The sequence below is a fragment of the Knoellia tibetensis genome, from assembly GCF_048606415.1.
Classification (GTDB): Bacteria; Actinomycetota; Actinomycetes; order Actinomycetales; family Dermatophilaceae; genus Knoellia; species Knoellia tibetensis.
The window spans coordinates 1338798-1350928 of the sequence record NZ_JBMBWF010000001.1; the positions used below are offsets into that span (position 1 = coordinate 1338798).

Below are 12131 nucleotides of genomic sequence, written 5' to 3' on the forward strand. Positions count from 1 at the left end.
TCAGAGGGTGACGGGACCGTTGGGGGTCTCGAAGGTCACCGACATGATGCCCGGGTTGCCCTTGGGCGAGACGAAGTTGAAGTCGATGCCCTCGGGCACGTAGTCCTGGTCGACGCCGACCCAGTCGCGCACGCGCTCGGGGTCGCCGGCGATCTCCAGCGACTTGAGGGCCACCTCGGTGTCGCCGACGCCGGACGGGTGCGGCACCTCGGCGTCCCACTCGACGAAGAACGGCAGCTGCGGGTCCGACATCAGGCCCTTGACGCCCAGCTGCTTCCATCGGAGCTCGACACCGTCGGGGCGGTGACGGCTGCCGATGACGGACTCACGCCCGAGGCGCTGCTCCTGCCGCGTGATGTCGTCGACGGCGAGCACCCAGCCGAGCCAGCCGCCGCCGGACTCGGAGCGGGCACGAACGACCTGACCGAACGGCGCCTTGTCGGACGCGGGGTGGTCGAGCACCTCGACGACCTCGAGGTAGCGGTCACCGAGCAGCGGCAGGATGACGTTGCGCGTCCCGAAGCGCGGGTGCACACCCCCGTCGACGGGCTGGACGCCGAGCTGGGCGGCCAGCCGCTCGGCCGTCGCTCGCGCCCCGTCGTGCTCTGCGGCATAGACAACATGGTCGACTCGCATGCCGATCATGTTGGCACATCTCGGAGGGTGCTCTTGACACAGGGGCTGGTCACCGTCGGTCCTCGCGCTCCGCGACCCCGCCTCCAGCGTTCAGGACGACCGCTGGCGGACGGCTTCGTAGACGACGATCGCGGCGGCCGCGGAGGCATTGAGCGAGTTGACGCTGCCGTGCATGGGGATGCGCACCCGCACGTCCGCGGCCCGCAGCGCCTCGTCGGTCAGACCGAACTTCTCGGTCCCCACGGCGATCGCGACCGCGCCCGTGAGGTCGGCGCCGGTGTGCAGGGTCTCGGTGTCGGGGGTGGTCGCCACGAGGCGTATGCCGTGCGCCCGCAGCCAGCCCAGCGTCGCGTCGAGCGTCGCGCTGGCGACCGGGACGGAGAAGACGGTGCCCTTGGAGCCCCGGACGACGTTGGGGTTGCCCCAGTCGGTGACCGGGTCGACCGCGATGACGGCGTCGACCCCGGCGGCGTCGGCGGTGCGGAGCATGGCGCCGAGGTTGCCCGGCTTCTCGAGCCCCTCGCAGACGAGGATGAGCGGCTCCCCGGGCAGGTCGAGGTCGGCCAGCCCGGCCCGGACCGCGGGCACGAGGGCGAGGAAGCCGTCGGGCCCCTCGCGGTAGGCGACCTTCTCGAAGGCGGTGCGCGACACCTTGACCGTCTCGACGCCCGAAGCACGCACGTCGTCGACGACCCGCAGCTGCTCGTCCGCGTCGAGCATGAGCTCGGGGGCGTAGAAGAGCGTGCGCGGCCGGATGCCCGCGTCGAGCGCGAGCCCGAGCTCCTCGAAGCCCTCGACGACGGTGATTCCGGCCTCGTCACGCGCCCGGCGTCGGCGCAGCGACACGAGCTGCTTGAGGCGCGGGTTGGCCGGTGAGGTGATCTCGAGGTCAGGACGGGACGGCATACGGGTCATTGTGGGTGACGGGGACGAGCGGCGTCAGTCGGCCTTCGCCTGGCCCCAGCCGTGCCAGTGCTCGACCTCGACCCAGCAGCTGACGCGCGGGCGGTCGCGCACGCGGTAGGGGTTGCCGGTGTAGTGGACCGAGAGGCGGTCGATGTCGGCGAGCCCGCGCTCGGGGTCGTCGTCCCAACGCACGACGCGGCCACGGATGCTCACGTGGGTGTACCACTCCCCCTCCTTGAGCGCGGTGAGGGCGACCTCGGGGCGCTCGCGCATCCAGTCGAGGCGGGCGCGGCCGGCGTCCATGTTGAGCAGCACGGTGCCGTCGTCCTCGACGAGGTACCACGTGGCGACCGACATGGGGTCGCCGTTCGGGCGCAGCACGGCGACGACGGCGGGGTTGGGCCGGGCGAAGAGCTCGGCGACGTGAGCGGGCAGCGGTGCCTTGGGCATGCGGCCCATCCTGCCGGTCGGGGGCGTCGAGCTCGGACCCGGCCCACCGCCGCCCGGCCCGGGCCCGGCCCGGCCCTCAGAGCTTGGCGTGCTTCGCCTGGGCGAACGCGAAGATGCCGTAGGCGGCGATCCCCAGCGCCACGAGCGTGAGCAGGACTGGCCCGAAGGGCTGGTCGCGCAGGGTCTTGAGGGCGGCGTCGAGCCCGCCCGCCTCGGCGGCCCGGGACGACAGAGCGGCCGAGCCGAAGAGGACGCCGACCACGGCGAGGGCAACGCCCTTGGCGACGAAGCCGGCCTGGCCTGAGCGCACGGCCCACTGGCCGGGGTGGCTCTCGAGGTCGTCCATGAAGCCCTTGGTCCAGCCCTTCCAGACGTGGTATCCGGCAGCGCCGAGGAGCGCGAGGGCGACGATGCTCACGAGGATCCGGCCGCCCGGGCTCGACAGCAGGCCCGCGGTCGTCTCGTCGGTCTTCTTCTCGTCGGACGAGCCCGAGCCGCGGCCCACGGAGAGGGCCGACCACGCGAGGAACGCATACATGACGGCCTTGCCCGCGGCCGTCGCGCGGTCCTTCGCCTCGCCACCGTGCCGCCCGACGACGGCCTCGCTCGCCTGCCAGAGCGCGAGGAGCGCGAAGCCCACGACGACCAGCCCGATGAGGAAGGGGCCGGTCGTGCCGTCGGCCACTGTCTGGAGGGCGCCGGACTTGTCGGCCGAGCCGCCACCGAACCCCCAGGCCACCTTGAGGGCGATCCAGCCGATGACGAGGTGGATGAGGCCGCTCACCGCGAAGCCGAGCCGAGCCCCCTTCTCGACGACGGCGTTGTCCCCGACCTTCGAGGCGGTCCGCTTCGCTGAGTTGCTCACAGCAGAGATTGGAGCACGGGAACGAGCCCGTCGTCGTCGACGTCGAGGGTGATCTCGTCGGCGACCGCCTTGACCTCGTCGGGCGCGTTGCCCATCGCCACCCCGCGAGCCGCCCAGTGGAGCATCTCGAGGTCGTTGCGTTGGTCGCCGACGGCGACGGTGAAGGCCGGCTGCACCTCGAGGTGGCGGCGGACGAGCTCGAGCGCCGAGCCCTTGCTCACGCCCTCGGGGTTGATGTCGAGCCAGGCGGTGAACCCGACGGCGTAGTTGACGCCGTGGAGGCCGATCCGCTCGGCGAGGCCCATGAAGTCCTCGGCGGTGCCGTTGGGGTCGCGGAAGGTGACGCGGGTGACCGGCTCGGCGACGAGCTCCTCCCACGGCACGACGGTGATGTCGCCCTGGAGCTCGCCGTCGGGGAAGGGCGCGTTCACCTTGAACCCGACCCCGAGGTCCTCCACGGCGACGACCGCGTCGGGGCGCTCCGAACGCAGCAGGTTGAGCGCGGGCGCCGGGTCGAACGTCACCGCCTCGATCACCTCGTAGCCCTGGGGCAGGGCGGGGTCGAGCCGCAGCGTGACCGCCCCGTTGGAGCACACGGCATACCCGGTCTCGAGCGAGAGCTCACGCAGGATCGGGATGGTCGCGACGATCGAGCGGCCGGTCGCGATGGTGACGTGGTGACCGGCGTCGGCCACGGCACGCACCGCGTCGCGGACGACCGGCGACATCTCGCCGGCGTGGGTGATCGTCGTCCCGTCGACGTCGAGCGCGACGAGGTGGGGGGTGACCGTCATGCCCGCAACCTACCCAGCGGGTGCGTCAGCCACGCTCCTGCCCCAGCTTCCAGTAGCCCGAGAAGAGGACCTTGCGCCGGTCGACCCCGGCCTGCTTGACGAGCTGTCGGCGGCCCTCGGTGACCATCCCCGACTCGCCGCAGATCCACGCGTAGGAGAGGTCTGCCGACGGCAGCTGGCGCAGGGCCGGCAGGACAGCCGACCCGGGGACGCCGTCGGTGCGCACGTGCACCTGCACGTCGGCTCCGCCGAAGCCGTATGCCGTGAGCACGGCCTCGTCGGCCACCTCGACGTGGATCGTGGCCCGGGACAGGCACTCCGGGTGCGCGTCGAGGATCGCCGCCAGGGCGGGCACGGCCGTCTCGTCGGCGACGAGCACCATCGAGCCGTCGCACTCGTGCCCGCGGAAGAGGGCGCCACCCGACCGGAAGCCGACCCGGTCGCCCGGCTGGGCCGCGCACGCCCACGCCGAGCCCGGGCCGGAGTCGCCGTGGGTGACGACGTCGACGTCGATCGTGCGGTTCACGGCGTGGTGGGCGCGGATCGTGTACCAGCGCAGGTTGGGGCGCTCGGCCTCGGGCATGTCGGCGATGGCCGCTCGGACGTTCTCGCGGGCGGGGTCCGGCATCGTCAGCGCGGCCCCCGGGCGCGGCATGACCAGGCCGAAGTACTCGTCGGCACCCACGCGGCGGAAGTCGCCCAGCTCCTCGGCGGCAAAGGTGATCCGGCGCATGCCGCCACCGAGGTCGCTCACCGCGGCGACGGTCATCTCGAACTGGGAGTCGCCCTCGCGGTAGACCGGCGTGGCCATCGTGAGGCGGGCGTAGGCGGTCGCGGCCTTCATGGCGACCTTGTCGAGCACGGTCATGCGGTCTCTCGCTTCCTGCGGTGGGGGATGACGACGGGGTCGCCGGTCGTCGGGTCGGGGACGACGGACGCCGCGATTCCGAAGACGGACTCGACGACGTCGGGGGTGACGATGTCGGCGGGCGCGCCCTCGGCGACGATGGCACCACCGCTCATGGCGACGAGGTGGTCGGCGTAGCGCGCCGCCATGGCGAGGTCGTGCAGGACCATGACGACGGTCGTGCCCTCGCGGGCGTTGAGGTCGCGGACGAGCTCGAGCACGTCGATCTGGTGGGCGATGTCGAGGAACGACGTCGGCTCGTCGAGGAGGAGCACCGGGGTCCGCTGGGCCAGGGCCATCGCGATCCACGCGCGCTGGCGCTGGCCGCCGGAGAGGCTGTCGACGGGCACGCCCGCGAGGCCGACCAGCTCGGTCATCTCGAGCGCCGCGGCGACGACGGCCTCGTCCTCGCGCGACCACTGCCGGAAGAGGCCGTGGTGCGGGTAGCGGCCGCGCTCGACGAGCTCGGCGACGGTGATGCCCTCGGGGACGATCGGCTGCTGCGGCAGCAGGCCGAGGCGTCGGGCGACCTCCTTGGTCGACAGCTCGCCGATGGCCTGGCCGTCGAGCAGCACCCGCCCCTGCGCGGGCGAGAGCAGCCGCGACAGGCCGCGCAGCAGGGTCGACTTGCCGCACCCGTTGGGACCGACGACCGCAGTCACCCGGCCGGTCGGGACGGCGAGGTCGAGGCCCTCGACGACGACCCGCTTGTCGTAGGCGAGGCTCAGCGACTCGGCGCAGAGGACTGATGACATGACGTCACTCATTTCTCGGAGATCGACCGGCGGCCGGCGACCAGCAGCCACACGAGGACGGGGGCGCCGGCGAGGCCCGTGACGACGCCGACGGGGAACGCGGTGCCAGGCACGGCATATGCGCTGACGTAGTCGGCCGCGAGCACCATGGCCGCACCCACGAGCGCAGCCGCGGGCACCGAGGTGCGGCCGCCGGTGAGGCGGCGCGCGATCGGTCCGCTGAGGAAGCCGACGAAGGCGATCGGACCGCACACCGCCGTCGCGGACGCGGTGAGCAGGACGACGAGGGCGGTGACGACGAGCCGCAGCCGCGGCGCCCTCACGCCCAGTCCGGCCGCCAGGTCGTCGCCGAGGCCGAGCACTCCCAGCTGGCGCGTCGCGACGGTGAGCAGCGGCAGGCCGACCGCGACGACGACCCCGAGTCGCGCGATCTCGTCCCACGAGACCGTGCCGAGGCTGCCGGTGAGCCAGACGAGGGCGTCCTGCGCGCGGTAGATGTCGGCACGCAGGAGCACCCAGTGGACGACCGAGCTGAGCACGGCGGCCAGCCCGACACCGACGAGGATCATCCGGCCGGTCGCCGCCCCGCCGCGCCCGGCGAAGCCGTGGATCGCCGCCGCGACCGCGACCGCCCCGGCGAAGGCGACGACCGCGACGGGCGTCCCGCGCCAGCCGAGGAGGACGACCGCGAAGACGGCCGCGGCGCTCGCCCCCAGGTTGATCCCGAGGACGTCGGGGCTCGCGAGCGGGTTGCGCAGCATCGACTGGAAGGCCGCACCGGCCGAGGCGAAGGCGGCGCCGGCGAGGACCGCCATGCACGCCCGCGGCAGCGTCGACTCCATGAAGATGAACGACGCACCCGGGATCGTCGTCCCCGACACCATGCGTATGCCGTCCACGAACGAGATCCGGTAGTCGCCGAGCAGCGCCCGGACGAGGAAGAGACCGACGACGAGCAGGGTGAGGGCGGCGAGGAGGACCCGGCGTCGACGGTGGACCCGACGCCGCGCAGCGCGGAGGGTGGCGACCGTGGCGGTCGCGCCGGTGGCGCCGGTCGCGCCGGTGCCACCGGTGGCGCCGACGCCACCGGTCGAGAGGAGAGAACCCGCCGCGTATGCCGTGCCGCCGGCGGCGTGTTCTCTCCTCTCGACCAGCTGTGGTCCGCCGGTAGTCATGCCACGTTCATCCGGCGGACGAGGGCGATGAGGAAGGGCGCACCGACGACGGCGCAGACGATCCCTGCCTGGACCTCGCTCGGCGCAGCGACAACCCGGCCGAGGGTGTCGGCGGCGACGACGAGCACGGGCCCGGCGAAGAGGGTGCCGAGCAGGATCCGGCGGTGGTCCGGGCCGACGACGGCGCGCACGACGTGCGGGACGACGAGGCCGACGAAGGCGATCGGTCCGGCCAGCGCCGTGGCCGAGGCGGCCAGCAGGATCGCGCCGGTGGCGGCGAGCAGGCGGTGCAGCAGGACCCGCTGGCCGAGACCGCGGGCGAGGTCGTCGCCGAGGGCGACGGTGTTGAGCACCGACCCCGAGGAGAGGGCGAGGGCGAAGCCGACAAGAAGGAAGGGCGCGACGTCGAGGACGATCGACGCGTCGCGACCGGCGACCGAGCCGACCTGCCAGAAGCGGAAGACGTCGAGGGCGCCCTGGTCCGAGACGAGGATGGCGCCGACGAGGCTCGTCGACGTGGCCATGACCGCGGCGCCGGCGAGGGCCATCGTCACCGGCTGGGCGCGCACCGGGGCGAGGAGGGCGAGGAGCTGGACGACGACGGCGGTGACGACCGCGCCGAGAAGCGCGAACCAGACGTAGCCGCCGACGGTCGAGATCGCGAAGAGCTTGATGCCGGCGACGACGGCGAGCGCGGCCCCGGAGTTGATGCCGAGGATGCCGGGCTCGGCGAGGGGGTTGCGGGTGAGGCCCTGGAGGACGACACCGCAGACGCCGACCGCCGCACCGACGACGAGACCGATGAGGGTGCGGTCGAGGCGCGAGTCGACGATGCCGCGGACCTCGTCGGAGACGACGCCACCGGTGAGGGCGTCGAGGATGCGGTCGGGCGAGACCGACTGGGTGCCCACGAGGACCGAGGCCACGACGGCCAGCGCCACGGCGACGGCGCCCCCGGCGACGACGACGCCCACGGGCAGGCGGCCGCCCCGGGCCGACTCCACGAGGAGTCGGACCGAGGCAGCCGACCGGGCGCGGTTCCCACGCTCTGCGTGGGCCGGCATACCGGGCACCGTCGTCGCCCGGACGCTCACTGGGCCGGGGTTCCGTCCACGGCCGAGGCGATCTTAGGGAGGAACTTCTCGAGCGCGACCGGCATCGAGATCGGCGACGGGGACGACATCGTCAGGGCGACGGCGTTGTCGGCGCTCGCGACGTAGTGGTTGGTCTTGAGCGCGGGGATCTGGCCGAGGAGCGGGTGCTTCTTGAGGGTCTCGACCTCCTCGGGCTTCTCGACATAGAAGATGAGCGCGTCGGCGGCGAGGGTCGAGGACTTCTCAGCCGAGAGGTTGGCGCTGAACTGGGTGTTGCCCTTGCTCAGTGCGGCGACGGTCGGGGCGTCGACCATGCCGAAGCGGCGCAGGATCTGCGGGCGCAGGTCCTGGCTCGTGTAGAGGCTGACGACGGAGAGGTCGGTCGGGGTGAACCATGCCCACGCGGCCGACTTGCCCTTGATCTGGGGGTACTTCGCGACGGCGTCGTCGATGGCCTTGTTGGTGTCGGCGGTGACCTTGGTCGCGAGCTCGGTGCGGCCGAGGGCCTGTCCGACGAGCTCGACGCTCTTCTCCCACGAGGTGCCCCACGCCTGGCCGGGGTAGGCGACGGTCGGGGCAATCTTGGAGAGCTTGTCGTAGTCCTCCTTGGTGATGCCCGAGTTCACGCCGAGGATGAGGTCCGGCTTGGCCGCCGCGATCTCCTCGACCGGGACGCCCGCGGTGTCGTCGTAGCGGGCGATCTGGGCGTCGGCGTCGAGCTTGGTCACGGCCGCGTCGAACCAGTCGGTCGAGCCCTTGGCGTTGCCGCCCCACGTGATCTTGGTGGCGCCGACGGGGATGACCCCGAGCGAGACGACGACGTCGGCGTCGTTCCAGCCGACGGTGGCGACCCGCTTGGGCTCGGCGCTGATCGTCGTCTCGCCGAACGCGTGCTTCACGGTGGTGGGGAAGGCGTCCTTGTCGACCGCGGAGGCGTTGGACGTCGCCGGGTCGGCAGAGGCCTCGCTCGTCGGTCCGGTGGAGCAGGCGGTGAGGGCGAGGGCGGCGACGCCGGAGGCGGCGGCCGCGACGAGGGAGCGACGTGTCAGCATGGAGCCTTCTGGGTTCGGGCCGCGCCCCAGAGCACGGCGACAAGGTCAGTAAGGTAAACCTAATTTAGGTTGACCTTCCCTTGTCAAATCCCGTCCATCGACCGCTTGCGTCCGCACCTCTGGTGCCCAGAGCGTCACCGGGCCGGACGCCACGGCGGCCGATCGCTGACGTCCGCAGCTGTGGTGCCCAGGCCGTCACCGTGCCGGACGCAGACAGGTATGCCGTCCGCTCACTCCGGCGTCGACCACGCCTGCCGCACGGTGAGCCGTCCCTGCGTCTGGAGCAGCGAGCGCTGGTAGAGCCGGGCGGCTGCCCGCACGACGAGCGCAGCAGCGCCGACCAGCAGCGCGAGCGCGATGAGGGCGTGCCACCACGGCGCCGACCCCTCGAGCACGCGGATCGGCATGAGCACAGCCGAGAACGGCGGCAGGAACGAGAGCACGACCTTCGTGGTGCCCGTCGTGACGAGGGCCGCGAAGAAGACACCGAGCGTCAGCATCGTCAAGGGGGTCGAGGTCGTCTGCACGTCCTCGGTGCGCGTCGCGAGTGCGCCGGCGACGGCCCAGAGGCAGGCGAGCAGGCCGAACCCGACGACGAAGAAGACGACGAACCAGCCCAGCGCCCCCGAGATCGCCGGGAGGAAGGCGTCGTAGTCGGTGAAGGTGAGGCCGATAAGCCCGACGGCGACGAAGAGCGCCATCTGTGCGAAGGCGAGGACGAGGTTGCCGGCCACCTTGCCGGCGAGGAGCTGGCGGACGGCGATCTTCGTCGTGATGATCTCGACGATCCGGCTGGCCTTCTCCTCGACGACGCTGTTGGCGAGCGCGAGCCCGAAGGTGAAGGACGCGAGGTAGAAGAGCATCGCCAGCGCGAAGCCGACCGCCTTGGCCACCCCGGCCAGGTCGGCGTCCCCGTCGAGGATCGTCGTGCGCAGCTCGGAGCCGCGAGTGAGAGCATCGACCGTCGTGCCCGCCGCCGCCGCGTTGGCGTCGAGCGTCGCGTCGCGGATGGCCGTGGTGGCGGCGCTGCGCAGCTCGGGCGCGACGTCCTCCCTGCCGGTGATGACCCAGCCGTCGCCGTCCTCGTGGAGCCACACGTCGGCGGTGCCGTCCTCGACGGCGCCCTTCGCCCCGCCGTCGTCGGCAGCGGCTTCGAGCGTGACGGCGAGGTTGTCCCCGGATGCCTCCGCGACCGTCTCGACCTGCTCCGCCATCCGGTGCGCCGCAGCGGAACTCGTGACGACGGCATACTCCGTCGTTCGCGAGCCGAGCCACGCCTGGACGCCGAGGACGCCCGCGATGATGACGACGAGGCCGAAGGTGCTGAGCAGGAACGTGCGGTCGGTGAGCTTGGTGACGATCTCGCGGCGGGCCACGGTCGTCCACGGGGCGGCGGTCATGCCGTGACCTCCCGGTAGATGTCGGACAGGGCGGGCACCTGGCGGGCGAAGTCGCGCACGTCGCCGCGGTCGAGGGCGGCTCGCAGCAGGGCCTGCCGGGCACCATCGTCGTCCGGCTCGACGAGCGCCGTGTTCCCGTCGACGTCGTGGACGTGTATGCCGGCCACGTCCCGGACCCAGCCCGCGTCGCCTCCGAGGGTGAGCCGGTAGAGCTCGGGGCCGCGGCCGCGCAGCTCGTCGACCGTGCCGGTCGCGACGACCCGCCCGTGGGCGAGGACGACGAGCCGGTCGCAGAGGCGCTCGACGAGGTCGAGCTGGTGCGAGCTGAAGAGGACGGGGATGCCGCGCGAGGCGTGCTCGCGTAGGAGGTCGGCCATCGAGTCGACGGCGGACGGGTCGAGGCCCGAGAACGGCTCGTCGAGGATGAGGCCGTCGGGGGTCGTCATGAGCGCGGCGATGATCTGGACCCGCTGCTGGTTGCCGAGGGAGAGCTTCTCGACGCGCTCGCCGGCCCGTTCACGCAGCCCGAAGCGGTCGAGGTGCTCGAGGACGGAGGCCTTGGCGTCGGCGGCGCTCATGCCCGACAGCTCCCCGAGGTAGACGAGCTGGTCGAGGACCTTCTGCTTGGGATAGAGGCCGCGCTCCTCGGGCATGTAGCCGATGCGCCTTCGCACCCGGGTCGTCATCGGCTCGTCGCCCCACCGGACCTCTCCCCCGTGGGCGGCGAGCAGCCCCATGATGAGCCGCATCGTCGTCGTCTTGCCCGCGCCGTTGCCGCCCACGAACCCGGTGAGGACGCCGCCGGGGACGGTGAAGCTCACGTCGTCGACCGCCCGGAGCTCGCCGAAGGTGCGGGTCAGGCCGGTGACCTCGATCGGTGCCATGTCGCCACGTTAGGGAGGACGCGGGCCCGGCGGATCAGCCCCGGGGGTGAGCGCGGCTCTCCCCCGTCAGGCGGAGTCGGTCCATGACTGCGCCTGCGGGTTCCCGTGCTGAACCGACCAGGGAACACGTGGACGGACAACGGCGCGACCCATCTGCAGCAACCTGCAGTGGACGGGCGGACACACCTCAGCCTCACTACGTTCCGACCATCCGGTCCGGCAGACGGGCCATGAGACAGGGGAACACCGACATGACATGGAAACGACGCCGCACTGCTCTCGCTGCACTGGCCGCCTCGGCGGCAGCCTTGACGGGGGCGCTCACCGTGGCCACCCCCGCGCAGGGCGCCGGAGCGGTGATGTTCGCCGACGGGTTCGACGGAACGACGCTCAACACGGCGGCATGGCAGGTCATCGGGCCGCAGCAGGCGCCCAACTTCGGGACGAAGTCGCAGGCCTGGCTGCTCCCGGAGAACGTCCGGGTCGAGGGTGGCCTGCTGCGCATCGCCGCCCGCCGCCACTGCACGTCGGGGACACCGACGATGGCCAACGTCTCCTCCAGCCCCTGCAACAACCTCGCCAACACGAAGTACTCGACCGGTCGCGTGCACAGCCGTTTCAGCACTCCATGGGGCTCGGCGTTCGAGATGCGCGTGTCCGCTCGCATCCCCGCCGGCATCCAGCCGGGGACCCGGGCAGCGATCTGGACCAAGAACAACCAGCCCTACTGCGAGAGCGTCAACGCCAAGACCAGCATGGGCGAGTTCGACCTCATCGAGGCCTACGGCACTCGTCCCACTCTCGGTGACAGCACGACACACATGTCGTGCAGCGGTGTCGGAGGCAACCCGTGGGCGAGGGAGTCCTCTCAGCACAAGGTGTCGTTCTCCCCCGGGTCCTTCTACGAGTGGATCGTCCAGCGCGAAGGCAACTGGGTCTCCTACTTCATCAGCCCCGGCGGGGGCGCCTACACCCACATCGGCTCGCACGTCTGCGGTCAGGGCGAGTTCGCCTTCAGCCAGGCGCGATGCGACGAGATCATGAACGACCCGTTCACCCTGATGCTGCAGCAGGAGGTCTTCGCGCAGAACGCAACCGGCACCGATGTCACGCCCGGGCCCAAGGCCACGTCGCACTTCGGAGTCCAGTACCTCGACGTGGACTGGGTGCAGATCTCGTACCTCCGCTGAGCCACAGCGGGGTCGCGAACCCT

The 12131-nt window shown here is 72.0% G+C and carries 13 protein-coding genes; 1 reads left to right on the plus strand and 12 read right to left on the minus strand.

Annotated features, from left to right (window positions below):
- From ACOJV7_RS06370 to ACOJV7_RS06425, 12 genes are all read right to left on the minus strand, one after another.
- On the minus strand, nucleotides 1-636 hold the full coding sequence (locus ACOJV7_RS06370) for a VOC family protein (protein ID WP_420190381.1): 636 nt from the start codon (nucleotides 634-636) through the stop codon (nucleotides 1-3).
- A 90-nt stretch (nucleotides 637-726) separates the two neighbouring features.
- The gene (locus tag ACOJV7_RS06375; protein WP_420189291.1) at nucleotides 727-1542 is read right to left on the minus strand and encodes a TrmH family RNA methyltransferase; all 816 of its coding nucleotides are present in this window, start codon (nucleotides 1540-1542) and stop codon (nucleotides 727-729) included.
- Between the two features lie 33 nt (nucleotides 1543-1575).
- On the minus strand, nucleotides 1576-1992 hold the full coding sequence (locus ACOJV7_RS06380; RefSeq protein ID WP_420189292.1) for a pyridoxamine 5'-phosphate oxidase family protein: 417 nt from the start codon (nucleotides 1990-1992) through the stop codon (nucleotides 1576-1578).
- 76 nt (nucleotides 1993-2068) lie between these two features.
- Nucleotides 2069-2857: a DUF1206 domain-containing protein gene (locus tag ACOJV7_RS06385; RefSeq protein WP_420189293.1), complete on the minus strand. Its 789-nt coding sequence runs from the start codon at nucleotides 2855-2857 to the stop codon at nucleotides 2069-2071.
- Nucleotides 2854-3651, minus strand: a complete 798-nt coding sequence (locus tag ACOJV7_RS06390) for an HAD family hydrolase (RefSeq protein WP_420189294.1) — start codon at nucleotides 3649-3651, stop codon at nucleotides 2854-2856. Before ACOJV7_RS06390 ends, ACOJV7_RS06385 begins: the two co-directional genes overlap by 4 nt.
- A 25-nt stretch (nucleotides 3652-3676) precedes the next feature.
- On the minus strand, nucleotides 3677-4519 hold the full coding sequence (locus tag ACOJV7_RS06395) for a siderophore-interacting protein (RefSeq protein ID WP_420189295.1): 843 nt from the start codon (nucleotides 4517-4519) through the stop codon (nucleotides 3677-3679).
- Nucleotides 4516-5313 (minus strand): ABC transporter ATP-binding protein, encoded by a 798-nt coding sequence (locus ACOJV7_RS06400; RefSeq protein WP_420189296.1) that lies wholly within the window; start codon nucleotides 5311-5313, stop codon nucleotides 4516-4518. The genes ACOJV7_RS06395 and ACOJV7_RS06400 overlap by 4 nt, the downstream gene beginning before the upstream one ends.
- 8 nt (nucleotides 5314-5321) lie before the next feature.
- Nucleotides 5322-6488, minus strand: coding sequence for a FecCD family ABC transporter permease (locus ACOJV7_RS06405; protein ID WP_420189297.1), 1167 nt, complete (start codon nucleotides 6486-6488; stop codon nucleotides 5322-5324).
- Complete coding sequence (locus ACOJV7_RS06410) at nucleotides 6485-7552, minus strand: FecCD family ABC transporter permease (protein ID WP_420189298.1); 1068 nt, start codon at nucleotides 7550-7552, stop codon at nucleotides 6485-6487. Before ACOJV7_RS06410 ends, ACOJV7_RS06405 begins: the two co-directional genes overlap by 4 nt.
- Nucleotides 7553-7578: 26 nt before the next feature.
- On the minus strand, nucleotides 7579-8634 hold the full coding sequence (locus ACOJV7_RS06415; protein ID WP_420189299.1) for an iron-siderophore ABC transporter substrate-binding protein: 1056 nt from the start codon (nucleotides 8632-8634) through the stop codon (nucleotides 7579-7581).
- 230 nt (nucleotides 8635-8864) lie between these two features.
- Nucleotides 8865-10034: an ABC transporter permease gene (locus tag ACOJV7_RS06420; RefSeq protein ID WP_420189300.1), complete on the minus strand. Its 1170-nt coding sequence runs from the start codon at nucleotides 10032-10034 to the stop codon at nucleotides 8865-8867.
- Entirely contained in the window at nucleotides 10031-10918 is an 888-nt protein-coding gene (locus ACOJV7_RS06425; protein WP_420189301.1) for an ABC transporter ATP-binding protein, read from the minus strand. The genes ACOJV7_RS06420 and ACOJV7_RS06425 overlap by 4 nt, the downstream gene beginning before the upstream one ends.
- Before the next feature lie 326 nt (nucleotides 10919-11244).
- On the opposite strand from ACOJV7_RS06425, the gene ACOJV7_RS06430 reads away from it, so the two are divergent.
- Complete coding sequence (locus ACOJV7_RS06430) at nucleotides 11245-12108, plus strand: glycoside hydrolase family 16 protein (RefSeq protein ID WP_420189302.1); 864 nt, start codon at nucleotides 11245-11247, stop codon at nucleotides 12106-12108.
- The last annotated feature ends 23 nt before the right edge of the window (nucleotides 12109-12131 follow it).